The following is a 20,382-nucleotide window of genomic DNA, read 5'->3' as shown; positions in this document are numbered from 1 at the left end:
AGAGAGGGGCCGACCGGCGATGCCCGGTCGGCCCCTTCGTGCGTCGAACGCCCCGACGGCGCCGCTCTAGACGACCCGCGCCGTCACAAGCAGATACTCCCAGTCCATTCGACCGTCTTCGAGGTGGCGGTCGCCGAGTGCGGCCAGGGCATTTTCCAGCTCTGCTCGCCGCTGTTCGTCGTCGCCGATGCCTCGGTACGCCGCCGCGGTCGGGCCGTAGAAGTCCCGGAAGAAGTCCCGGAACTCCGCACCCGACGCGAACCTGTCGACCGACAGCTGCCGACGCTCCGTCGACAGCTCGGCCACGCGGTCTCCGAGGAGGGCGCGCACGTGCTCCTCGTCACCCCAGAGCGGCGGCGGCTGCACACCGGCAGGCGGCGCGGGGACGAACTGCTTGAGCGTGGCGAACAGCTGTCCGACGAACCCCTCCGGCGTCCAGTTGATCAACGCCAGCCGTCCATCGGCGCGCACCACCCGCGTCAGCTCGCCGGCCGCCACCTCGTGATGCGGCGCGAACATCACGCCGACGCACGAGAGCACGGCATCGAAAGAGTCGTCTGCATAGGGCAGCGCCTCGGCATCCGCCTCCTCGAAGGCGAGTTCGACGCCCTGCCGTGCAGCATCCTGCCTGCCGATCTCGAGCAGCTCGAGCGTGAGGTCGCTCGCGACCACGGATGCGCCGGTGCGCGCAGCTTCGATCGACGCGTTGCCGGTGCCGGCGGCGACGTCGAGCACCCGATCGCCCGGCCCGATGCGGCTCTCGGCGACGAGCACGCGACCGAGTTCGGGGATCACTTCGCGCGCGACGGCCGAATAGTCGCCGAGCGCCCAGACGACTCTGTGCTTCGCCTTCAGCGCGCGGTCGGCGTCGGCCTGGAGGTCGGTGGTGGTGGTGTTCATGGTGGGCTCCTCTGCCTTGTGATCCTCACGCTACGAACCCCGCGCAGACCGCTCTAGTATCCGATCTGTACCGGGTCTATCGTGAGGTCCGTGGGCGCCCCCTACTATCAGTTCTGCCCCGTCGCCAAGGCGATGGAGCTGCTGGACGAGCGGTGGACGATGCTCCTGCTGCGTGAGCTTCTGCTCGGCACCGAGCACTTCAACGAGCTGCGCCGCGGCCTCCCCCGCATGTCGCCGACGCTGCTGTCCCATCGACTCGACCAGCTGCAGCGTGCCGGCCTCATCGAGCGGATCACCCAGGGTGCTGACGTCCGCTACGTGCTCACCGTCGCGGGTGCCGAACTGCGTCCGGTCGTCGAACAGCTCTCGGCGTGGGGGGTGCGCTGGATCGGCGAGCTCGGAGACGCCGACCTCGACCCCAAGCTGCTGCTGTGGGACATGCACCGCAATGTCGATCACGGCACCGTCCCCGATGCGCGCACGGTGATCGCACTGAATTTCACGGATGCGAGTCCGGCGCAGCGCCGGTGGTGGCTGGTGATCCACGACGGCGAGGCCGACGTGTGCGACGCCGACCCCGGGTACGACGTGTCGGTCGAAGTGCGCTGCACGCTCCGAGCGCTGACCCGGTTCTGGCGCGGGGACATCGAATGGACGACGCTGCTGCTCGCCGAAGACGCCACCGCGACCGGCCCGAGCGACCTGCGGCGAGCGCTGCCGTCGTGGTTCATCCGCCCGGGATATGCCGCGGTGCCGCGGGTGGGTGCGCCGGTGGGGGCGGGCCGGGTCTAGACGGTCGGACGGATGCCGGCGAGCATGATGTCGAGGAAGAGCTGCCTGTCTCCGGCCTCCCCGATGCGCACTGCATGCTCGATTCCGCACACGAGATGCTCGATCTGCACGATGGACAGATCGGGTCGGATGATCTTCTCGTCGCGCGCCCTCTGAAGCACCCCGTCGAATGCGGCGAAGATCTCGATCTTCATGTCGCGCACGGACTGTTCCTCATCGTCGGGTGAGAGCAGACCGGACGCACGATCGTCGTCACGGGCGCGACCGCGGGCATCGGCTACTTCGCGGCGGAGCAGCTCGCCGCGGCGGGCGCCGATGTGGTGCTCGCGTCGCGATCCGAATCGAAGCTGCACCTCGCCGAGGCATCCATCCGCGGCCAGGTGCCCGGAGCCTCCGTGCGGAGCGTGCTGATCGACCTCGCCTCGCTCGACTCGGTGTCTCGCGCGGCCGACGAGCTGCGCGAGCTGCCCCGCCTCGACGGAGTCCTCCTCAACGGCGGCGCCATGACGGGCTGGCGCGGTGCCCCCACGGCCGACGGCCTCCCCCCGATTCTGGGAACGCACGTGATCTCGAACGTCCGGCTGCTCGCCGGCATCCTGCCGTCCTTGATCGCCACCGGAGAGGCGGAGGGCGTCGCCAGCCGCATCGTGCACACGTCGACCGGCTTCGTGTCGCAGTTCCGGCTCGACGTGGATGACGTCAGGGCGACCCCGCGCAGCGCCATCGCGGCCTACACGAAGGCCAAGACGGTGACCGAGGTGTTCGCCTTCGAGCTCGACCGCCGCCTGCGCGCCGCTGTCCTTCCCGTCGCCTCGCTCGTGGTGCGTCCCGGAGTGGGCGTGGACGCCAAGACGCCCGAGCGCACCGGCATCCACGACGCCTCGACCCCGGACCGGCGCAACCCCTACACGCCCTGGGCTCAGGGAAAGGACACCGCCGCCTGGGCTGCGGTGCGCGCGCTCGCGGATCCCGCCGCGCAGGGCGGCGAGTACTACGCGCCCGCGGGGCGGCTTCGCGGACTTCCCCTGCGAGTCGAGCCGCTCGCCCGCACCCACACCCCTCCTGCTGAACTCGCGCAGAGCGTATGGGACCAGCTCGAAGAACTCGCGGGCGTCCACTTGTCGCTGCCGATCCGGCGTTGACCCGCTACTCCTCGCCGCTGTCGAGGAATACTCCGACACGGCCGCCGTCGAGCACGAACTGCAGCGCCACGCCTGACAGGAAGCGCTCGGCGAGCTCGTCGGGGGTCTCGGAGTCGAACGGCACCGCGACGGTCGGCGGGAATGCACCCACGCCGCACGCCGCGTACCGTTGGCCCTCGAAACTCCAGGACGTCTCGGTGAAGTCACGCACATCGGGCAGCTGGTCGTTCCTGACGGCATTGAGACAGACGTTCTCCGACGAACGCTCTCCCGAGTCGGCGTACCACCCGGGCGTCAGGAAGACCGTCAGGCCGGAGAACTCGGCCGATGCCGCATCCTTCTCCGCGCCGAACCACCCCGGCGCGATCATTCCGGATCGCGTGAGCTCGAGCGTCTCGATCTGCGGCGCACCCGCAGACGACGACACGGGCGGTACCACGGCGAAGGCGTAGGCGATCGACGCCGCGAGCGCGGCCGACGCCGCCACGGAGGCCACCCACAGCGGTGCTCGCCACCTCGCCAGGCGCCCCGGCCACCCGGTCACCTCGTGCGACGCCGCGGGCGCGACCGGCTCGTCCCACGTGGACTCGTCGTCCAGTCGGTCGAGCAGGTCACCGCTCTCGCGCGATGCATCGGCCGAGGGATGCACCACCCGCAGCTCGGCGCGCTCCGAGTCGGCAACGGAGTCCAGAACGGGCGCTGAGCCAGCGGCCTGGGATGCCGCCGCGCCCCCGGTCGACGCCGCGCTGCGCGAGGATTCGAGCTCCTCGAGTCGGCGGACCGCGGACGGGTCGCTCGCGATGTCAGCACGCGGACCGTAGGCACGAGCCCGTAGCTCGCGAAGCTCGTCATCAGCGGCAGCATGCATCCCCGGCATCGTCTCACGGCATCCTCGCCGCGCACAGCAACGGGCGGATGGAGCGTGACACCGCTCCATCCGCCCGCGCCGGGGGTCTTACTTCTTGAATGCGTCCTTGACGTTCTCGCCGGCCTTCTTCGCGTCGGCCTTGACCTGGTCGGCCTTGCCTTCGGCGGCGAGCTTGTCGTTGTCGGTCGCGTTGCCGATCGCTTCCTTCGCCTTGCCGGCGATGTCCTGAGCGGCGTTCTTGATCTTGTCATCGAGTCCCATGAGGAGCTCCTTTCGTGAGGGTGATCGTGACGGCGGGAGGATTCCCGTCGTCTTATCGCCGTTGCGTGTCGCGACCGACGATAAGTCTGTGGAGGGGTGTCAGCGGCGGACCTTGTCGAGTGCCTTCTCGGCCGCCTTCGCCGCCTTCTTGGCTGCCTTGGCGCGTTCCTTCTTCGCCTTCGGGTCGTTCCACATGCGCACCAGCTGGTGCCGCACGGACTCGCCCTTGTTCACCTGCACGGTCGCTGCCCGACTGCCCACGACGTAGGCGACGAAGGCGATGGCGCCGATGAGGAGGATCTTGTTTCGCATGGTGCTGTCCTGCTTCCTGGGGTGGTGGGGGCGAGGTCCGAGGTTCACGACAGACGTCGCTGGTCGTGCGCGAGCCGCGCCCGGAGGCCGGTGTGGATCGAGACGAAGGTCGCGCTCTCGCGGCCGGTCAGGGTGGCGAGGTTGGTGAGCAGCTTGTCGATGTGGTCGACCAGCTCACGCGGATCGGTGTTCTGCCGGGGCGTGACGGCCACATGCAGCACCGGCTCTCGACGGATGTCGTTCGCGGTGACCTGCGACGACAGGATCTCCGCTCTCCCGGCGAGGGAGTTCTTGACGGCATCCGACACGAACGACTCGGTGACCGTGACACGTCCGAGCGGGTTCTGTGCTCCGCTCGAGCGGAAGGCGGTCTTCGACCGGCGGCCCGAGATGCTGGTGAGGGCGACGATGAGCAGCACGATCACGATGACGATCGCGGCCACTGCGCCGATGCCGATCCACGAGAGGCTGCCGCCGGCGATGGCCGTGGCGGCGATCGCCTGGTCGAGCCATGAGCGGGCGTCCGTGCCGGCCGACGTCCAGATGTCGGTGGCGGTCGGCCAGCTCATGATGGCGATGCCGAGAGCGCCCAGTCCGAGGAAGAGCAGGCCGATGATGAGCAGCAGGGTGCGGTTCAGCGCACGATTGGTGTTGTTCACAGCTCGTCTTCCTTCTCGTGGGGGCGCTCGATGCGCACGCGGGTGCGGACGCTGCGGGTCAGCCGGTAAGTCTGCAGCTCTGCCTCCGTGGCCGACTGCACGGCGCCCTTGTCGAGGGGGATGCCCGCGCCGGGGCGCACGGTGACGTCGACACTGCGGTGGCCGACTCCGACGGTGATGCTCTCGCGAGCCAGGCCCGTCTCCTCCGAGAGGTGCTGGGCGAGCGCGCTGGCGATCACGCCGTTGTCGACGACGACCACCCTGTCGCCCGCCTCGAGGGTGTGCCGTGACAGGCGACCCGGAGTGACAGCCAGCACGACGAGCACGACGCCGATCAGGGCGAGCACGACGCTGCCCGCGATCACGAGTCCGGCCGGCTGTGCGGTGGGCAGGCCGACCAGCCATCCGCCCGCCGCGGCGGGACCCAGCAGGAGAGCGGGCTGCGCCGCGAGGCTCAGCACGATCTCGAGCCCGATGTAGGCGAGGGCGAGCATGAGGAGGATGACCGCGACGAACATCGCGACGGTGCGCGGCGAATGCGTCTCGCGTCGGACGACGCGACGAAGAACCGGGGTGCTCATCGCACTCGTCTCCTCTCTGGGATGGTGGCACCGGTGATGGTGAGGGTGATGCGGGTCACGTCACGTCCGAGAAGACCGCTGAGACTCTCCTGCAGCTGCTCCTGCAGCTGACGAGCTCGGTCGAGGACGGGGACGCTCTGGGAGATCGCGACGGTGTCGTCGAGATCGGGGACGGGAAGCGGGGTCGCTATGCGCACGGCGATCCCGCCCGGGTGCTCGGCGACGTCGACCTTCACGTCACCGCGCGGCACACCGATCAGGGTTGCGGACGCCTTCTCGGTGACCGTGCGGTAGACGCGTTCCTTCACGTCGATGCGCCCAGGGACGGTGGCCTCTGCGGTGGCGGCCCGCGCGGGGCCGCCACCGGCGACGAGGTGCTGGTCGACGCGCATCAGGAGGTGCGCCGCCCTGTGAAGGCGTCGGCGAGACCGCGGACGTCGAGCTTGCCGGAGGCGATCCGGCCGATGACGGCTCCGACGCCGGCGAACAGGGCCATGAGGAGGAATCCCCAGAACCCGAACAGCAGAGCGGCCAGGGCCAGGAGTGCGCCGATCAGGGCGCCTGTGGTGGTGGGGGTCATGAGACTCGCGACTCCTCGTTCTCCTGGTTGTCGTCACCGGGGACGTGCACGTCGTTGACCTCGACGTTGACCTCGACGACCTCGAGACCGACCAGGCGGCTGATCGCACCGGCGACGGCGGCGCGCACGTTGCTCGCGACCTCCTGGATCGGGGCGGGGTACTCGACGACGATGGTCAGGTCTGCGGCGGCCTGCGTCTCGCCGACCTCGACCTTGACGCCCTGCGTCAGGTCGGTGGCGTTGACGGCGTCACGGATGGCGCCGAAGGCACGTGCTCCGCCACCACCGAGCGCGTAGACACCGGCGACCTCACGGGCGGCGATGCCGGCGACCTTGGCGACGACGCCGTCGGCGATGACCGTCTTGCCCGCGGCATCCGAGTCGGCGGGGACGCGCGACGTCGAGAAGGCCGACGTGCGGTCGACGCGCGAACCCGAGGCAGCCGGCTTCGGCGCGGTCGACGTCTGAGCGAGCTCCTTGTCGGCGGGGCTGGTGGGGGTGTTCTGATCCTGAGTTGCCATGACCATTCCTTCGTCTCACGATGTGCCGGCCGGGCCGTGGTGGCTTCGCCGGGAGCGTGTGTGGGTCGCTCACAGATAGGACGAGCGCCGAGCGGGATTCGTCACAGATTCGTCGGGAGAATCTGCGAGACAGCGCCCGAGCGGCGATCGACGGCAGAGAACACGCGGTCGCTGGCCGTGCAGGCACTGGCCGTCGCGGGCCGGGACCGCGAGGATGATCGGATGAGCCACGACTCCCCCGCCACCGCCCTGCTCGTGATCGACGCGCAGGAATCCTTCCGCCAGCGACCCGACGAGTGGGCGGCCACCGCCAACCCGGGCGTCATCGACAACGTCTCCCAGCTCGTCGCGTACGCGCGTCGGTCGGGAGACGCCGTCGTGTGGGTCACGCACTCCGAGCCGGGCAGCGGAGGAGTCTTCGATCCGGCCAACGGCTTCGTCCGGGTGGTCTCCGACCTCGACCCGCAGAGCGACGAGACCGCCGTGACGAAGACCACCGTCAACGCGTTCACATCGACCGATCTCGAAGATCAGCTCCGGCGCCGCGGCGTCGGCCGAGTGGTCGTCTGCGGCATCCGCACCGAGCAGTGCTGCGAGACGACGGCCCGGATGGCGGCCGACCTCGGCTTCACGGTGGAGTTCGTGACGGATGCGACGACGACCTCGGCGATCGAGGCGACGGACGGGCTCGCGGCCGTCTCGGGTGACGAGATCATGCAGCGGACCGAGAGCATCCTGGCGGCGCGCGGATTCGCGACGATCGTCCGCACGGCCGACCGGGTGGGTGTCTCCGCCTAGGTTGGAGGACATGCCCTCGCCGCTCGCGCTCCCCGACCTCACCGGCCACACGATCCTCGTCACCGGGGCGAACGCGGGCATCGGATACTGGTGCGCGGAGATCCTGGCCACGCAGGGTGCCAGGGTGCTGCTCGGATGCCGGTCGGCAGAGCGCGCACAGGTGGCCGTGTCGTCGATCCGCGCGCAGGTTCCGGGTGCCGACCTCGACATCGTGCCGGTCGATCTCGGGTCGTTGGCGAGCGTCGCCTCGGCGACGGCATCGCTCGACGAGCGGCTCGATGCGGTGATCTGCAATGCCGGGGTCAAGGCGGCGGATCGCAGCGCCCGCACCGCGGACGGACTGGACCTCATGGTCGGCACCAACGCGATCGGACACTTCGCCCTGGTCGCCCAGCTCGACCGTCTGCTCGCCGACGACGCTCGGGTCGTGGCCGTCGGATCGCTGGCGCATCGCTTCGCCGAGATCGACCCCGGCACACTCTCTCAGCCGTGGACGGGTGCGTCGCTGCGTCAGTACGGCCGCTCGAAGGCCGCCCTGATGGCCCTCGCCTTCGAGCTGAACCGCCGGTGGCGGGGCACGGCGCGGTCTGCGCTGTGTGCTCACCCCGGTTACGCCGTCGATCCGCTGACTCCGCACCGCGACGGACTCGCCGCGGTCTCACCTCTGACGCGCGCCCTCGCGTCGGTCAGCCGCCCGCTCGTGCAGGGCAAGGATGCCGGGGCCGCGCCGATCCTGCATGCTGCCGTCGCGGCCGATGCCACCGGCGGCGATTATTGGGGTCCGGGCGGGCTGCTCGAGTTCCGCGGGGCGCCGAAGCGGGTCGCCGCGAGCGCCCAGGTGCGGTCCGTCGACGTCGGCGCGGAACTGTGGTCGGTCGCCGAGCACCTCTCGGGCGTGCGCTTCACGATCTGACGATCTGACGGCGGATCAGGCGAGCTCCTGGAGTGTCGCGGTCATGTCGCCTCCGGCGTCCCCGGTGTTGACCGTTCCCTTCGGCTCGAACAGGATCGCGTGCACCTCGTCCGTCGCCTTCGGGCAGTGCTCGACCCCGCGCGGCACGACGAAGACGTCGTTCGGGTGCAGAATCACGTCGCGGTCGCGGAGCTGGATGGTGAGCTGGCCGCTCACCACCATGAACAGCTCATCGGTGTCGGGGTGGGTGTGCCAGACGAATTCGCCCTGGAGCTTGACGACCTTGACGTCGTAGTCGTTGACGCTGGTGAGCCGGTGCGGCTGCCAGTGCTCGGTGATCGCCGAGAGGGCGTCGTGGACGTTGCGCACATCGTCTGTCATGCTCACGAGCCTAGCCACCGGCCGGCCACGGCCCCCTCCCGATGAGCAGCGCTCAGGCGGCTTCGGCATCCCTCGACGGGATCTCGTCGATCGATCGATACACGGGCAGCCCGCGCTCGAGCGCGATCTCGACGTCCTTGTCGGCGCCGGCGGAGTCTCCCGGCAGGCGCAGCACCGCGTCGCAGTGCTGCAGCAGTCGGTGGGCCGTCTCGTACATGACGTCGCCCTCGGCGGCATCCGTCTCGTCCATGCCTCGGAGGATCGGCAGGGCGACCCATTCGCCGATCATCGGCACGTGGCCGAGACGGTGGATGGGGGCCGCGACCTCTTCGAGGGCCTCGAGGTTGCGGGCGATCAAGGCGGGGTCGCCGCCCGTGCCGGAGCGGTAGGGGCCGGCGATGAGAATCAGCAGTGGTGTGTTCATGGAGAAGACTGTAACGTTAACCGTGCAGGAACGTGCAACTTCGTGAATGAACGGGATGGGAGCTTCGGATGCTGAGTGCGCAGCGAAAGGATCATCTGCGCGAGATCCTGCGCAGAGACGGTCGCGTGGTGGCGAAGGACGTCGCCACCGATCTCGGCGTCTCCGAGGACTCGATCCGTCGCGATCTGCGCGAGCTCGCCGACACGGGCGAACTCGTCCGCGTCTATGGCGGCGCTCTGCCGGTTCCGCCGGCCGATCGGCCCGTCGACGAGCGCTCGTCGCTGGCCACCGAGAGCAAGGAGCGGGTCGCCCGCCGCGCCGTCGAGCTGATCCTGCCGGGCTCGACGATCGTGCTGGATGCCGGAACCACGACGCTCGCGATGGCCCGCATGCTGCCGTACGGCGCCGACCTGACCGTCATCACCCCCAGCCCGGCGATCGCCCTCGCCGTCGCCGAGCACTCCGACGCCCGCGTCGTGATCATCGGCGGCGAACTCGCCCGCTTCTCGATGGTCGCGAGCGGCCCCCTCGCCATGGAGGCCGTGCAGCATCTCGCCGCAGACCTGTTCTTCCTGGGCGTGACGGGCGTCGATCCCGTCCACGGCCTGACCACCGGCAACCTCGACGACGCCGCCACCAAACGCGCGATCGCCGCGCGCTGTGCGCAGACCTACGTCCTGGGCAGCGAGGAGAAGATCGGCGCCATCTCGCGCTTCCCGGTTCTGAACGTCGACGCCATCACCGGTCTCGTGGTCGACCCTCAGGACGCGAACCCGGTCATCGGCGATCTCGCAGAGGGCATGCCGGTGCTGCGCTGACCGGTGTCAGGTGATGGTCGCCGCCACGATCGTCGGCGTCATGATCGCCACCATCGCGGCCGTGATCGCATCGTTGACCGCCTTGGCGACGGCATCCCCTGCCCGCGATCCTGCCGTGAGCTGCTCGATCCGCTTCTTGAGGTCGCGCGAGGACAGCCCGCCGCACTCCTCGCGCAGGATCGCGTGCGCCGCGTTGAGATTCTGCAGGATCGCAAGCAGCGCCAGGTCGGCCTGCGTCGGAGCACCCGTTCCGGCGAGCACCGCGGCGAGCCGCGCCCTCAGCGCCTGCTCGGGCGTCGAATCGGATTCGGGAGTGCGTGCCGACCCCCAGCCGAAGAATCCGCGCTCCCCTCTGACGAGCACGCCCTGCACGATGAGCGACTCGACCACGATCTCGAGCGGATCGAGCTTGGGGCGCACCACGAGCGACTGCAGCCGCTTGCCGCGCAACGGCACGAGGCGCTGCAGTGTCGTATCGAGGATCGGGTTGCCCGTCGGGTCGGTCGACACGATCTCGACGACAGGGTTCTTCTCGTCCGACACCGCGATGCGTCCGTGCAGGGCGAGGTCGACGATCACGGCCGCGATCTCGCCGTACAGGCGGTTCACGCTCACCGCGCTCTCGACGCGGCCATCAGGCCGGAGAAGCAGCATGTGGAGTTCCTCGACGATCAGCATGCATCCACGCTATGACGGGCCACCTCACGACGGCATCCCCCGGACGGATGATTCCGGAACACCCCCCACACGCACGAACGCCGCGCCCTCCGGAGAGGACGCGGCGTTCGATGAAGAGTGGTTACGCGCCGATCTTCTTGGCATCGTCCGCGTTGAGCACGCGGAAGAGCAGAGCCGCGATGACCGCGCCGACCACGGGGGCGACGATGTAGAGCCACAGCGAGGCCCAGTCGAAGTACCCGCCGACCGAGAGGCCGAGTGCCACCGCCGGGTTGAAGCCGCCGCCCGAGATCGAACCGACGGTCGCTGCGCCGACGAACACCGTCGCCCCGATCGCGAGGCCGTAGAACGAGTTGCCCTCGGTGTCCTTCGAGGTCGCGGTGTTGAGCACGACCCAGACGAGGATCAGCGTGAACAGCGCCTCGACGAAGAAGGCGGGTCCCACCTCGACGACCAGAGCCTCGCCACCGGCGGGCCACACGGCGAAGCTGACCAGCGCGGCGAGCGCGCCACCGACGAACTGCGCCACGAGGTAGGCGATGAAGTCGACGACGCTGAGGCCGCCACGGAGGAAGACGCCGACGGAGACCGCCGGGTTGAGGTGAGCGCCCGAGATGTGGCCGGTCGAGAAGACGAGCACGGCGAGTGTGAAGCCGATCGCGAGCGGAGTCAGCGGGCTCTCGCTGTTGACCGCCGCGATGATCGTGAGGACGAAGAGGAACGTGGCGATCGCTTCGGCGAGCGCCTTTCGGGGAGTACCTGACATGAGAAGTGCTCTTTTCTGAGAGGTGAGGGAAGGCGACCCCCGTCCGCCTGCGCACTCCAGCCGACGCACCCTCCGATAACGCCCCCGAATCTAGCGACGGCAGTCGGAGTCCGGGCGTACGCCGCGCTGGCGCCTGTGAAATACCTGAATGCGATGCGACGGCATGTCAACCCCGTCGCCACATCGGCACGCTTGTCCGTACTGTTCCGGGATGACTTCCGACACCGCCACGACGCCGGAGGAGCCCACTCGCCTGCGTCGCGCCATCACCGGCCCCCTGCTGTTCGCCTTCATCCTGGGCGACGTGCTCGGCGCCGGCATCTACGCCCTGATGGGTGTGCTGTCCGAGAAGGTCGGCGGGATGCTGTGGGCACCGCTGCTTCTCGCTCTCCTGCTCGCGCTGCTGACCGCGGGGTCGTACGCCGAGCTGGTCACCAAGTACCCGCGCGCCGGCGGGGCATCCGTCTTCGCGGAGCGCGCCTTCCACAGCCCCGTCGTCTCGTTCCTGGTCGGGTTCAGCATGCTCGCGGCCGGCGTGACGAGCGCCGCGGGCCTGGCGATCGCGTTCGCCGGCGACTACCTCGGCACGTTCTTCGACCTGCCGACCATTCCCGTCGCGATCGTCTTCCTCGCGATCGTCGGAGCACTCAACGCCCGCGGCATCCGTGAGTCGCTCGGCGCGAATCTGGTGATGACGGCGATCGAGCTGAGCGGTCTCGTGATCGTGATCGTCGTGGTCGGGATGTTCGTGGTCGGCGGCGGCGGCGACGCCTCACGGCTGACTCAGACGCCCGAGGGGACGCCCGTCGCCCTGGCGGTCCTGTCGGGAGCGGTGATCGCCTACTACTCCTTCGTCGGCTTCGAGACCTCGGCGAACATGATCGAAGAGGTCAAGAATCCGCGGCGCACCTATCCCCGAGCCCTCTTCGGCGCGCTCTTCACCGCCGGTGCGGTGTACGTGCTCGTGGGGGTCGCGAGTTCCATCGCACTGCCGGCGTCCGAGCTGCAGGAGTCGAGCGGACCGCTGCTGTCGGTCGTCGAGGCCGCGGGTGCCAGCATCCCCTCCTGGCTGTTCAGCCTGATCGCCCTGATCGCGGTGGCGAACGGTGCACTGCTCACGATGATCATGGTGAGCCGCCTGACCTACGGGATGGCCGAGCAGAACCTGCTGCCCGCCGTGCTCGGCCGCGTGCTGCCGAATCGAAAGACCCCGTGGGTGGCGATCCTCACCACGACCCTCGTCGCGATGGGACTCACGCTCGTCGGCGATCTGGCGACGCTCGCCGAGACCGTCGTGCTGCTGCTGCTCTTCGTCTTCCTCAGCGTCAACGTCTCGGTGCTGGTGCTGCGACGTGACCGCGTCGAGCACGATCACTTCCGCATCTGGACGGTCATCCCGGTGCTGGGCATCGCCTCGTGCATCCTGCTGCTCACCCAGCAGCGAGGGGTCGTCTGGCTGTTCGGCGCGATCCTGCTGGCGGTCGGCGCCGTGCTGTACCTGCTCGCCCGCTGGGGCCGCAACCGCTCCGACCGCCGCGACCACGACGGAGCCCCGTCATCCACCACCACGAAGGAGAACGATGAGCACGCCTGACCTCACCCCCGACGCCGACGACGCCATGACGAGCGAGGAGAAGCGCCACGACCAGCTGACCGCGGCCCCTGATGCCACCGAGGCCGATGCCGCCCCGCGCATCGAGGTCTCGGAGCACGACGGGAACACCCGCATCGACATCCTCCCCGATGCCGCCGTGCGGCCGGGACCCGGACCCGGGGTCGAGGTCGACGACGAGCCCGAGCAGTAGCCGGAGCGGCGGCGAGAACGCGCGCGGGATCGCCCCCGCGATACTTCAGCGTTCCGATATATCACGACTCACCCCTCGAAAGCAAGCTCTGAGCGTATGCTGACTCCGAGACCGCCTCCGCGGTCTCGGAGTCGGTGACCCGGACCCCGTCACCACGATCGGGGGGACGCCATGAGCATCACCACAGATCCGAGCACCGACACGCGGTCGGATGCCGAGCTCGCCGACGCGACGCGCAGCGGAGACGCCCGAGCGTTCGCCGTGCTGTGGCAGCGCCATTCCGAGGCGGGGCTCCGCGCGGCCCGGGCAGTGACGCGTTCCATCGACCCTGACGACCTCGTCAGCGAGGCCTTCACGAAGACGTTCAGCGCGATGCAGAACGGCGGCGGACCGACCGATGGCTTCCGGGCGTATCTCTACGCCGCCATCCGCAACGCCGCCGCGACGTGGGGCGGCAAGCAGAAGGACATCCCGATCGAGTTCATCGAGGAGATCCCCGATGAGGCCCCCGACGCGATCGAGCAGCTGTCGGACAAGACGATGCTCGCGGCGGCGTTCAAGAATCTGCCCGAGAACCACCGCACCCTGCTCTGGTACCTCGAGGTCGAGGGCATGAAGCCGCGCGAGATCGCTCCGCTGATGGGACTGACTCCGAATGCCGTGTCGGCGCTGGCTCTCCGCGCTCGCGACGGATTCCGCCATGCCTGGCTGGATGCGCTCATCGCCGACCCTTCCCGTCCCGAGGAGTGTCGCTGGGCGTGCGGGCGGCTCGTGCGCCGCTCTCGCCGCCCGGTGAGTCGGCACGAGCGCCCCCGCCTCGAATCCCATCTCGAAGGGTGCGCCGGCTGCACGATCATCGCGCGAGACATCGACACGGCCTCGTCGAAGCTGCGAGCCGTGCTGCTGCCCCTCGCACTCGGCAGTGCCGGCGCCGCCGCCTACGCCGCTCTCGAGCCCGGCGCGGCAGCGAGCGCCTCCGTCATCGGACCGTCCGCCGCCCTGCGGACCCGCCGCGTGCTCACCATCGGGATCGCCGCGGGAAGCGCGGTCGCCCTTGCGGCGACGGTCGCCGTGGCGATGGTCGGCCCCTGGTCGCAACCCGCGGCAGACGGCGACCGTGGTGAGGCGTCCGGGCCCGCCGCCCGACCAATCGCCCCGACTCCCGGTGCCACACCCGCGACGGACGACGACACGTCACCGACGCCCCCACCTGTCGCACCGCTCATTCCTGCTCCGGTGGAGCCGCCAGTGCAGCCGGTCGTCGAGACGACTCGGCAGGACACACCTGTGCGCGCCGTTCCGGAGCCGCCGAGCGCCCCGGTGGCCGCACCGCCGGCGGCGGGCCCTCCGGCGACCAGACCCCCCGTAGCGACCCCGCCGGTCGAGGTCCCGCCGGTCGAGACCCCGCCCGTGTTCGCGATCGGTCCGGACGGGTGGGACACCAGCAGTCCCCTCGCTGTCTCGGTGAGCGGCACCGGCATCCCCGGCAGCACGGTCGCCGTCATCGACGAGCTCGGCTCCGTCCTCGCCCAGGCGACGGTCGACGGCGACGGTGAGTTCACGCTCTCCGTCGCGGGAGGCGAACTGAGGCAGGGCATGACGCTCACGGCCCAGCACACCTCACCCTCCGGCGACGTGGGCCTCAGCGAGCCGGTCGGACCCCTCGCATTCCCCGTGCCGGTCATCTCTGGCGATCAGCCCCGCCCCCACCTCGAGCGGGGGGATGCTGACGCCGACGGCGAGCAGGACGACGCGCTCGTCACTCTCGAGGGCATCCCGGGCGGCTGGGTGCAGGTCGCCGTCGACGGCGTCGTGGTGCCCCACCTCATCGCCATCGACGAGGTGACCTCCGACGACTACATCCCCGACATCCACCTCGGATTCCACCTGCTCACCCTGCGATACGTCGATGCGGAGTCGGGCGTCACCGGTCCTGGAGCCGACTACGCGGTCGTCGTCACCCCGGGCGGCAAGTGACGTCCGGGCACGGATCCGACCGGAATATTGGTTGCGGCGTCAGGAACGGGCGTCGTCAGCGTCTTGATAGTGGGACGAGAAGCCGGCCCTGGGGACCTGAGTCGACTTCGTGTCCGAGAGCTCGCGTTCCCCTACGGACGCGGCACTAGCGGGTGGGGCTGCTCCCCAGTCCCACCCGCATTCCCTTCCGCACCCGTGTGGGGGCCTACAGCCAGCCCTTGCGCTTGAACGCCCAGTAGAGCCCGACGCCCATCGCCAGCATCAGAGCGACCGCCATGGGGTATCCGAGCGTCCAATGCAGCTCGGGCATGTGGTCGAAGTTCATGCCGTACACCGTGCCGACGAGCGTCGGGGCGAACAGGATCGCCGCCCAGCCCGAGATCTTCTTGACCTCGTCGTTCTGGCGGATGCTCAACTCGGTCATCCGCCGCATCTCCTCGTTCTGCCGCCGCGCCACGATCGTGGACTCGACGGTCAGCGCGTTGTCGAGCACCGTGCGGAAGGTGTTCGCGCGCTCCGACACACGCAGGGTGTGGTCGAGCACGTCGCGCAGGTACCGCTGCAGTTCCTCGTCGACCTCGTACTTCGTCGAACCTCGCAGCAGCGAGTCCAGCATGCCCGCGAGAGGCTGCACCGCGCGCTGGAAGTCGATCACCTCACGACCGAGTTCGTAGATGCGCTGCGTCGCGTCGACCTCGTCCTCGAAGAGCTGGCTCTCGATCTCGTCGATGTCGTTCTCGAGTCCCGACAGCACGGGTGCGTACTCGTCGACGACCTCGTCGAGGATCGCATAGAGCACCGCCTCCGGACCGAGCTTCAGCAGACCGGGGTCGTCTTCGAGTCGGCGTCGCACCCGCCCCAGGTCGGGAGACTCCGCGTGGCGGATCGTCACCACGAAGTCGGGCCCCACGAGCACATGGATCTCGCCGAACTCGACCTCCTCCGCGGCATCCAGATACCGGGCGGATCGCAGCACCATGAACAGCACGTCTCCGTACCGCTCGAGCTTCGACCGCTGGTGACCCGAGAGCGCATCCTCGACGACGAGAGCGTGGATGCCGAACTCGTCGGCGACCTCGCGGATCTCGGCTTCGCTCGGCCGGTACAGACCTATCCAGCTCATGCCGCCGCGCTCGCGCAGCACCTCGAACGTCTCACTGAGGCTCCGCGGATTCTCGGTGCGGACCCCGTCGACGTAGATCGCGTTGTCGATGATCGCCATCGGCGTTCCCTTCGTCGGTATGCCGCGGCGGTCGTGCGCCGGGCCCTAGGCGGCCGGCGGTGCGACGCAGGCGACCGCCGAGTCCGTGATGGCCTGGTGATACTGCTCGGCCGTGAACGGAAGCCCGAACTCGGGAGCGGTCTCACCCGCGGCTGCAGGCACCTTGGAGGCGATCGCCGCGAGCTCCCACGCCAGGTACATCGCGGTCGTCGCGCCGGTCGTCGAGTTGTTCAGCGACACCGCGACCGTGAAGCCCGTCTCGGGGTCGGAGAACGCCGACGTCTGATACCCGGGAGTCCAGCCCGCCTGTCCGACCATCGAGCCGACGAGCAGAGCGCCGCCCGTGGCCTGGAGCCAGGAGGGAGCCTGGGGGCCCTGCGGCAGGGGAGCTCCGAAGCGGTTCGGCTCGTCCTTCGTGCGCAGCTTCTGCGCGGCTTCGGCCTGGGCGTACCGACCGAGATCCTCGATCGTCGACACGACGCCGGAGTCGGTGTAGCCGGTGCTCGACGAGAGCGTGGTGATGTCGACCGGGGCAGCACAGTCGTACCCGCCTTCGACGGGCGTCAGGTAGTGCCCGTTCATGACCGGTCCGTCAGAGGGCGGGGCCGGGGCCGGCGAAGGCAGCGACGTCGCCGAGAGACCGAGCGGCTGGGTCACGTACTCGGCGATCAGCTCGGACGCCGTGCGGCCGGACGCCCGCTCGAGTGCGAGTCCGAGCAGCAGGTAGCCGGCATCCGAGTTCGTGTAGGTCGTCTTCGGAGTGGTGCGTGGGGCGCCGAGGCCGTACGCCGCAAGCTCGAGGGGTGCCCACACGCGCTCGGGGGTGGTGAGCCATGCGGCCTGCGCGGTCGCCTCGGACGAGCCGACGCCGCTCGTGCTGTTGCACAGGTCGAGCAGCGTGATGTCCTTCATGTCAGCGACGCCCGAGACGTGGTCGGGCACGGGGTCGTCGAGATCGACCACGCCGTCATCGGCCAGACCGTAGAGCACGTCGCACGTCATGAGACGCGTCATGTCCGCGATCCGGAAGGACATGTCGGTGCTGATCTCTTCGTCGCCGCCGGGGGTCTGGGCGCCGAGACCGGCGACCCAGCTGCCGCTCCACGGAGCCCACACGCCCACGACGGCGCCCGAGGCACCCGATGCGGCGAGCGCGTTGGTGATGGCCGCCTCCATGGCGGCGACCGTGTCGTCAGGCAGAGGGCCGTCGACCTGGGACGGAGGCTGGTAGCTGAACTCCGGTTCGGCCGTGCAGCCGGTGAGGAAGAGCCCGAGCGCGGCTGCGCCGGCCACTGCTGCGCGGAACGTGCGCGACGAGAGAAGCTGCATGAAAGGGGACCCCCGGAAGACGTGTCTCCCGAGTCTAGAACGCCCATCCTGAAAGAAAGGCATCACCGAACGCCGTTTAGGGTGATCACCATGCCCCACACGTTCGATGCCGACGTCGTCTCCGCGATCCTCCGCCACATGAACGGCGACCACACCGATGACAATCTGCTCATCACGCGCGCCTTCGCGCCGGCCGGAGGGTCTCAGTCGGACGAGATCACCGACGCCGTGATGACGGACCTCGACGGCGACGGCGGAGTCTGGAAGGTCACCCGCTCCGGCGAGGCCTCAGAGCTTCGCATCCCCTGGCCCTCCGGTCCGATCACGGAGCGCCCCGCCGTGCGCCGCGAGGTCGTCGCGCTCTATGATCTCGCCTGCGAGAAGCTCGGGGTCGAGCCGCGTCCGCACGCATGACGCTCGGCTCAGCGAGGGGTTTCCTTTCAGGTTAGGCGACCCTTACACTGGGCACATGTCCGAGATCCTCTCCTTCTCCGCAGCCCTCCGTGAGCGCTCCTCCGGTTCGCACTCGCGCAGCGAGGGTGCCGGCTTCATGTCCGACCTGCTCAAGGGCGAAGGATCGCGCGAGGACTACATCGCGCTCGTCGCGCAGCACTACTTCATCTACGAAGCCCTCGAGGGCGCGGGCGAGCGCATGCGCCAGGACCCCGTGGCATCCGTCTTCCTCAGCGACAAGCTGACCCGCCTGCCCGCGCTCGAGGCCGACCTCGAGTTCCTCCTCGGGGCGCACTGGCGCGATGTGATCGTCGCGCTGCCGACCACGCAGCGCTACGTCGAGCGCATCCGCCAGGTCGGGGCGACCTGGGCCGGTGGCTTCGTCGCGCATCACTACACGCGCTACCTCGGCGATCTGTCGGGCGGCATCTTCATCGGACGCGTCATGGCACGCCGCTTCGGCTTCGAGACCAACGGCATCGGCTTCTATCTGTTCGACGACATCGCCGACCCGTCGGCGTTCAAGGACGTCTACCGCGAGCAGCTCGACTCCGCCCCCTGGGACGACGCCGAGCGCGAGCGCGTGATCGACGAGGTCCTGCTCGCCTACCGGTTCAACACCGAGCTCTTCGAAGACCTCGACCGCGCACGCGTCGCCGCCTGACGACGAACGGGCTCAGCCCTTCCCGACCTCGGGAGTGGATGCCGCGAGCCACGCGTCGCGCATGAAGCGGCGCACATCCTCGTCGACGCGGATGTCGCTCGGGCGCAGCGCCCTCGACAGGTAGAGCCCGTCGAGGGACGTGAGCCGAGACAGCGCCACATAGGTCTGCCCTGGAGCGAAGGCGCCTGAGCCGAGGTCGATGATCGCGCGGTCGTAGGTCTTGCCCTGCGACTTGTGGATCGTGACCGCCCACGCGAGGCGCAGCGGGAACTGGGTGAACTCGGCCACGACGTCACGGCTCAGCTTCTTGGTGCTCGGCTCGTAGGAGTATCGGAACCGCTCCCAGACCGCGGGCTCGACATCGACCTCTTCGCCGTCGATCTCGACGCGCACGGTCTCTCCGAGGATCCGCACGACCGTGCCGATCGTGCCGTTCACCCACCGCGGCGGCTCGCCCGACATCGAGGTGTCGTTGCGGAGGAACATCACCTGCGCGCCGATCTTGAGCTTGAGCTCCGACTCGGCCGGCAGCGACGCCTCGCCCTTCCCGAACTCGCCGCTGACCTCGGCACGCGCCGTCTGCTCCTTGCCGGGCAGCGCTGCGAGGTGGCGGCTGTTGATGGTGTTCACGATGTCGTTGCGGGTGGCGAGGGTGATCATCGGCACCTCTCCCGGCTCCGGGTCCGGTGGTGTGCGCGCGCCCTGCGTGTTCAGCACTCCCGCGATCTCCGCGGTGACCCGCCCGTACCGCACCGCGTTCAGCATCGCCTTGAAACCGTCATCCGACTGCCGGTGGATCTGCACGAGCTCGCGCACGTGCAGCTCGGCCCGGGTGTCGACGGCGAACAGTCCCCCGTCGTCATCGTCACCCTCACCGCCGGCCGGACCCGCCCAGACCTTGGCATCGAAGAACCAGAACGAACGGTAGTGGTCCTTGACGTAGCGCAGCTCGTCGCCGCGCGGCGGCACGGGAGCCAGCTGATACGGATCGCCGAACATCACGATCTGCACTCCGCCGAACGGGATGCCCCGCTTGCCCCGCGCCTGACGGAGCGAACGGTCGATCGCATCCATCAGGTCGGCGTTGACCATCGAGATCTCGTCGATCACGAGCGTCTCGATCGCATTGAGGATCCGTCGCGTGTTGTCGTTCTGATCGATGTCCGAGTCGCCGATCAGTCCGATCGGCAGCCGGAACAGGGAGTGGATCGTCTGACCCTCGACGTTGAGCGCGGCGACGCCGGTCGGCGCGCAGATGGCGATCTGCTTCTTCGTGTTCCACGAGAAGTACTGCAGCAGCGTCGACTTGCCGGTGCCCGCTCGACCGGTGATGAAGACGTGCTCGCTGGTGTCCTCGATCAACCGGAACAGCTCTTGCTGCTCTTCGGACAGGGCGGGAAGCGACACGGTTCTCTCACACGGACGGAGGCGGGAATGCACGGCGAGACCGTGCCTCCCCATGCTACGTGGCGGCGCCGCCCGGCATCCGAGGAACACAGCGATCGCGGCCGACGCACACCGACTCACGCACGGCGTCG

General features: G+C 69.2%; 27 protein-coding genes. 10 read left to right on the top strand and 17 right to left on the bottom strand.

All coding sequences use genetic code 11. From position 1 onward, the window contains the following. Positions 1–66: 66 nt before the first annotated feature. Positions 67–900 carry a methyltransferase domain-containing protein gene (locus LQZ85_RS12275; protein ID WP_056275336.1) on the bottom strand — a complete coding sequence of 278 codons (834 nt, stop codon included), beginning with the start codon at positions 898–900 and terminating at the stop codon, positions 67–69. Positions 901–990: 90 nt separating this feature from the next. On the opposite strand from LQZ85_RS12275, the gene LQZ85_RS12270 reads away from it, so the two are divergent. Continuing rightward, positions 991–1,692 (top strand): helix-turn-helix domain-containing protein, encoded by a 702-nt coding sequence (locus LQZ85_RS12270; protein WP_056275339.1) that lies wholly within the window; start codon positions 991–993, stop codon positions 1,690–1,692. Here LQZ85_RS12270 and LQZ85_RS12265 read toward each other — a convergent pair. Beyond that, on the bottom strand, positions 1,689–2,045 hold the full coding sequence (locus tag LQZ85_RS12265; protein WP_157538026.1) for a hypothetical protein: 357 nt from the start codon (positions 2,043–2,045) through the stop codon (positions 1,689–1,691). The genes LQZ85_RS12270 and LQZ85_RS12265 overlap by 4 nt on opposite strands. Here LQZ85_RS12265 and LQZ85_RS12260 point away from each other — a divergent pair. Then, positions 1,938–2,834, top strand: a complete 897-nt coding sequence (locus LQZ85_RS12260; protein ID WP_056275344.1) for an SDR family NAD(P)-dependent oxidoreductase — start codon at positions 1,938–1,940, stop codon at positions 2,832–2,834. The two genes, LQZ85_RS12265 and LQZ85_RS12260, sit on opposite strands and share 108 nt — an antisense overlap. 4 nt (positions 2,835–2,838) lie before the next feature. Here LQZ85_RS12260 and LQZ85_RS12255 read toward each other — a convergent pair whose 3' ends face one another. From LQZ85_RS12255 to LQZ85_RS12220, 8 genes are all read right to left on the bottom strand, one after another. Continuing rightward, positions 2,839–3,702, bottom strand: a complete 864-nt coding sequence (locus tag LQZ85_RS12255; protein ID WP_056275347.1) for a hypothetical protein — start codon at positions 3,700–3,702, stop codon at positions 2,839–2,841. An 87-nt stretch (positions 3,703–3,789) separates the two neighbouring features. Next, positions 3,790–3,963, bottom strand: a complete 174-nt coding sequence (locus LQZ85_RS12250) for a CsbD family protein (protein ID WP_053098095.1) — start codon at positions 3,961–3,963, stop codon at positions 3,790–3,792. Positions 3,964–4,062: 99 nt separating this feature from the next. Next, complete coding sequence (locus tag LQZ85_RS12245; protein ID WP_053098096.1) at positions 4,063–4,275, bottom strand: hypothetical protein; 213 nt, start codon at positions 4,273–4,275, stop codon at positions 4,063–4,065. A 44-nt stretch (positions 4,276–4,319) separates the two neighbouring features. Further along, entirely contained in the window at positions 4,320–4,934 is a 615-nt protein-coding gene (locus LQZ85_RS12240) for a hypothetical protein (RefSeq protein WP_056275349.1), read from the bottom strand. Next, entirely contained in the window at positions 4,931–5,515 is a 585-nt protein-coding gene (locus LQZ85_RS12235) for a DUF6286 domain-containing protein (RefSeq protein WP_230100928.1), read from the bottom strand. Before LQZ85_RS12235 ends, LQZ85_RS12240 begins: the two co-directional genes overlap by 4 nt. Next, positions 5,512–5,907, bottom strand: a complete 396-nt coding sequence (locus LQZ85_RS12230; protein ID WP_056275353.1) for a hypothetical protein — start codon at positions 5,905–5,907, stop codon at positions 5,512–5,514. The genes LQZ85_RS12235 and LQZ85_RS12230 overlap by 4 nt, the downstream gene beginning before the upstream one ends. Continuing rightward, complete coding sequence (locus LQZ85_RS12225; protein ID WP_053098100.1) at positions 5,907–6,095, bottom strand: DUF2273 domain-containing protein; 189 nt, start codon at positions 6,093–6,095, stop codon at positions 5,907–5,909. Before LQZ85_RS12225 ends, LQZ85_RS12230 begins: the two co-directional genes overlap by 1 nt. Beyond that, on the bottom strand, positions 6,092–6,616 hold the full coding sequence (locus tag LQZ85_RS12220) for an Asp23/Gls24 family envelope stress response protein (protein ID WP_053099288.1): 525 nt from the start codon (positions 6,614–6,616) through the stop codon (positions 6,092–6,094). Before LQZ85_RS12220 ends, LQZ85_RS12225 begins: the two co-directional genes overlap by 4 nt. 222 nt (positions 6,617–6,838) lie before the next feature. Between LQZ85_RS12220 and LQZ85_RS12215 the strand changes: the two genes are divergently transcribed. Together LQZ85_RS12215 and LQZ85_RS12210 are read left to right on the top strand one after the other, a co-directional pair. After that, the gene (locus tag LQZ85_RS12215; protein ID WP_056275356.1) at positions 6,839–7,414 is read left to right on the top strand and encodes an isochorismatase family protein; all 576 of its coding nucleotides are present in this window, start codon (positions 6,839–6,841) and stop codon (positions 7,412–7,414) included. A 10-nt stretch (positions 7,415–7,424) separates the two neighbouring features. Beyond that, positions 7,425–8,327, top strand: coding sequence for an SDR family NAD(P)-dependent oxidoreductase (locus LQZ85_RS12210; protein ID WP_056275359.1), 903 nt, complete (start codon positions 7,425–7,427; stop codon positions 8,325–8,327). Positions 8,328–8,342: 15 nt separating this feature from the next. Here the strand turns inward: LQZ85_RS12210 and LQZ85_RS12205 are convergent, their stop codons facing one another. Further along, complete coding sequence (locus tag LQZ85_RS12205) at positions 8,343–8,708, bottom strand: cupin domain-containing protein (RefSeq protein WP_053098103.1); 366 nt, start codon at positions 8,706–8,708, stop codon at positions 8,343–8,345. Positions 8,709–8,760: 52 nt separating this feature from the next. Then, on the bottom strand, positions 8,761–9,132 hold the full coding sequence (locus LQZ85_RS12200) for a DUF4406 domain-containing protein (RefSeq protein WP_200955140.1): 372 nt from the start codon (positions 9,130–9,132) through the stop codon (positions 8,761–8,763). 68 nt (positions 9,133–9,200) lie between these two features. On the opposite strand from LQZ85_RS12200, the gene LQZ85_RS12195 reads away from it, so the two are divergent. Then, positions 9,201–9,950: a DeoR/GlpR family DNA-binding transcription regulator gene (locus LQZ85_RS12195; protein ID WP_056275362.1), complete on the top strand. Its 750-nt coding sequence runs from the start codon at positions 9,201–9,203 to the stop codon at positions 9,948–9,950. A 6-nt stretch (positions 9,951–9,956) separates the two neighbouring features. On the opposite strand, the gene LQZ85_RS12190 is transcribed toward LQZ85_RS12195, so the two are convergent. After that, positions 9,957–10,628 carry a GPP34 family phosphoprotein gene (locus LQZ85_RS12190; RefSeq protein WP_056275365.1) on the bottom strand — a complete coding sequence of 224 codons (672 nt, stop codon included), beginning with the start codon at positions 10,626–10,628 and terminating at the stop codon, positions 9,957–9,959. 121 nt (positions 10,629–10,749) lie between these two features. Continuing rightward, positions 10,750–11,394, bottom strand: a complete 645-nt coding sequence (locus tag LQZ85_RS12185; protein ID WP_056275368.1) for an aquaporin — start codon at positions 11,392–11,394, stop codon at positions 10,750–10,752. A 211-nt stretch (positions 11,395–11,605) separates the two neighbouring features. On the opposite strand from LQZ85_RS12185, the gene LQZ85_RS12180 reads away from it, so the two are divergent. The 3 genes from LQZ85_RS12180 (at position 11,606) to LQZ85_RS17885 (ending at position 15,176) form a co-directional block, all read left to right on the top strand. After that, complete coding sequence (locus LQZ85_RS12180) at positions 11,606–12,988, top strand: APC family permease (RefSeq protein WP_053098106.1); 1,383 nt, start codon at positions 11,606–11,608, stop codon at positions 12,986–12,988. Beyond that, positions 12,975–13,199 (top strand): hypothetical protein, encoded by a 225-nt coding sequence (locus tag LQZ85_RS12175; RefSeq protein ID WP_053098107.1) that lies wholly within the window; start codon positions 12,975–12,977, stop codon positions 13,197–13,199. Before LQZ85_RS12180 ends, LQZ85_RS12175 begins: the two co-directional genes overlap by 14 nt. 171 nt (positions 13,200–13,370) lie before the next feature. Next, the gene (locus LQZ85_RS17885) at positions 13,371–15,176 is read left to right on the top strand and encodes a sigma-70 family RNA polymerase sigma factor (RefSeq protein ID WP_056275371.1); all 1,806 of its coding nucleotides are present in this window, start codon (positions 13,371–13,373) and stop codon (positions 15,174–15,176) included. 205 nt (positions 15,177–15,381) lie between these two features. Here LQZ85_RS17885 and LQZ85_RS12160 read toward each other — a convergent pair whose 3' ends face one another. Continuing rightward, positions 15,382–16,398, bottom strand: a complete 1,017-nt coding sequence (locus LQZ85_RS12160; protein WP_053098117.1) for a magnesium and cobalt transport protein CorA — start codon at positions 16,396–16,398, stop codon at positions 15,382–15,384. Between the two features lie 45 nt (positions 16,399–16,443). Next, complete coding sequence (locus LQZ85_RS12155) at positions 16,444–17,727, bottom strand: serine hydrolase domain-containing protein (protein ID WP_056275374.1); 1,284 nt, start codon at positions 17,725–17,727, stop codon at positions 16,444–16,446. A 90-nt stretch (positions 17,728–17,817) separates the two neighbouring features. Here LQZ85_RS12155 and LQZ85_RS12150 point away from each other — a divergent pair, with 90 nt between their 5' ends. Both LQZ85_RS12150 and LQZ85_RS12145 read left to right on the top strand, forming a co-directional pair. Further along, complete coding sequence (locus LQZ85_RS12150; protein WP_056277548.1) at positions 17,818–18,141, top strand: DUF2470 domain-containing protein; 324 nt, start codon at positions 17,818–17,820, stop codon at positions 18,139–18,141. Positions 18,142–18,196: 55 nt separating this feature from the next. Next, positions 18,197–18,844, top strand: a complete 648-nt coding sequence (locus LQZ85_RS12145) for a biliverdin-producing heme oxygenase (protein ID WP_053098119.1) — start codon at positions 18,197–18,199, stop codon at positions 18,842–18,844. A 12-nt stretch (positions 18,845–18,856) separates the two neighbouring features. Here LQZ85_RS12145 and LQZ85_RS12140 read toward each other — a convergent pair whose 3' ends face one another. Beyond that, complete coding sequence (locus LQZ85_RS12140) at positions 18,857–20,251, bottom strand: AAA family ATPase (protein ID WP_053098120.1); 1,395 nt, start codon at positions 20,249–20,251, stop codon at positions 18,857–18,859. Positions 20,252–20,382 lie beyond the last annotated feature (131 nt).

It is taken from the genome of Microbacterium sp. Bi98, from assembly GCF_918698045.1.
In the GTDB taxonomy this organism is placed as follows: domain Bacteria; phylum Actinomycetota; class Actinomycetes; order Actinomycetales; family Microbacteriaceae; genus Microbacterium.
Note: the sequence above shows the minus strand (reverse complement) of the source record. Positions and strands in the feature narration are given on the sequence as shown.

Excerpts from the sequence above, each read along its gene's own strand:
- LQZ85_RS12275 (WP_056275336.1), bottom strand. The coding sequence starts at position 900 with ATGAACACCACCACCACCGACCTCCAGGCCGACGCCGACCGCGCGCTG.
- LQZ85_RS12255 (WP_056275347.1), bottom strand. The coding sequence starts at position 3,702 with ATGCATGCTGCCGCTGATGACGAGCTTCGCGAGCTACGGGCTCGTGCC.
- LQZ85_RS12250 (WP_053098095.1), bottom strand. The coding sequence starts at position 3,963 with ATGGGACTCGATGACAAGATCAAGAACGCCGCTCAGGACATCGCCGGC.
- LQZ85_RS12245 (WP_053098096.1), bottom strand. The coding sequence starts at position 4,275 with ATGCGAAACAAGATCCTCCTCATCGGCGCCATCGCCTTCGTCGCCTAC.
- LQZ85_RS12235 (WP_230100928.1), bottom strand. The coding sequence starts at position 5,515 with ATGAGCACCCCGGTTCTTCGTCGCGTCGTCCGACGCGAGACGCATTCG.
- LQZ85_RS12230 (WP_056275353.1), bottom strand. The coding sequence starts at position 5,907 with ATGCGCGTCGACCAGCACCTCGTCGCCGGTGGCGGCCCCGCGCGGGCC.
- LQZ85_RS12225 (WP_053098100.1), bottom strand. The coding sequence starts at position 6,095 with ATGACCCCCACCACCACAGGCGCCCTGATCGGCGCACTCCTGGCCCTG.
- LQZ85_RS12220 (WP_053099288.1), bottom strand. The coding sequence starts at position 6,616 with ATGGCAACTCAGGATCAGAACACCCCCACCAGCCCCGCCGACAAGGAG.
- LQZ85_RS12215 (WP_056275356.1), top strand. The coding sequence starts at position 6,839 with ATGAGCCACGACTCCCCCGCCACCGCCCTGCTCGTGATCGACGCGCAG.
- LQZ85_RS12210 (WP_056275359.1), top strand. The coding sequence starts at position 7,425 with ATGCCCTCGCCGCTCGCGCTCCCCGACCTCACCGGCCACACGATCCTC.
- LQZ85_RS12205 (WP_053098103.1), bottom strand. The coding sequence starts at position 8,708 with ATGACAGACGATGTGCGCAACGTCCACGACGCCCTCTCGGCGATCACC.
- LQZ85_RS12200 (WP_200955140.1), bottom strand. The coding sequence starts at position 9,132 with ATGAACACACCACTGCTGATTCTCATCGCCGGCCCCTACCGCTCCGGC.
- LQZ85_RS12195 (WP_056275362.1), top strand. The coding sequence starts at position 9,201 with ATGCTGAGTGCGCAGCGAAAGGATCATCTGCGCGAGATCCTGCGCAGA.
- LQZ85_RS12190 (WP_056275365.1), bottom strand. The coding sequence starts at position 10,628 with ATGCTGATCGTCGAGGAACTCCACATGCTGCTTCTCCGGCCTGATGGC.
- LQZ85_RS12185 (WP_056275368.1), bottom strand. The coding sequence starts at position 11,394 with ATGTCAGGTACTCCCCGAAAGGCGCTCGCCGAAGCGATCGCCACGTTC.
- LQZ85_RS12180 (WP_053098106.1), top strand. The coding sequence starts at position 11,606 with ATGACTTCCGACACCGCCACGACGCCGGAGGAGCCCACTCGCCTGCGT.
- LQZ85_RS12175 (WP_053098107.1), top strand. The coding sequence starts at position 12,975 with ATGAGCACGCCTGACCTCACCCCCGACGCCGACGACGCCATGACGAGC.
- LQZ85_RS17885 (WP_056275371.1), top strand. The coding sequence starts at position 13,371 with ATGAGCATCACCACAGATCCGAGCACCGACACGCGGTCGGATGCCGAG.
- LQZ85_RS12160 (WP_053098117.1), bottom strand. The coding sequence starts at position 16,398 with ATGGCGATCATCGACAACGCGATCTACGTCGACGGGGTCCGCACCGAG.
- LQZ85_RS12155 (WP_056275374.1), bottom strand. The coding sequence starts at position 17,727 with ATGCAGCTTCTCTCGTCGCGCACGTTCCGCGCAGCAGTGGCCGGCGCA.
- LQZ85_RS12150 (WP_056277548.1), top strand. The coding sequence starts at position 17,818 with ATGCCCCACACGTTCGATGCCGACGTCGTCTCCGCGATCCTCCGCCAC.
- LQZ85_RS12145 (WP_053098119.1), top strand. The coding sequence starts at position 18,197 with ATGTCCGAGATCCTCTCCTTCTCCGCAGCCCTCCGTGAGCGCTCCTCC.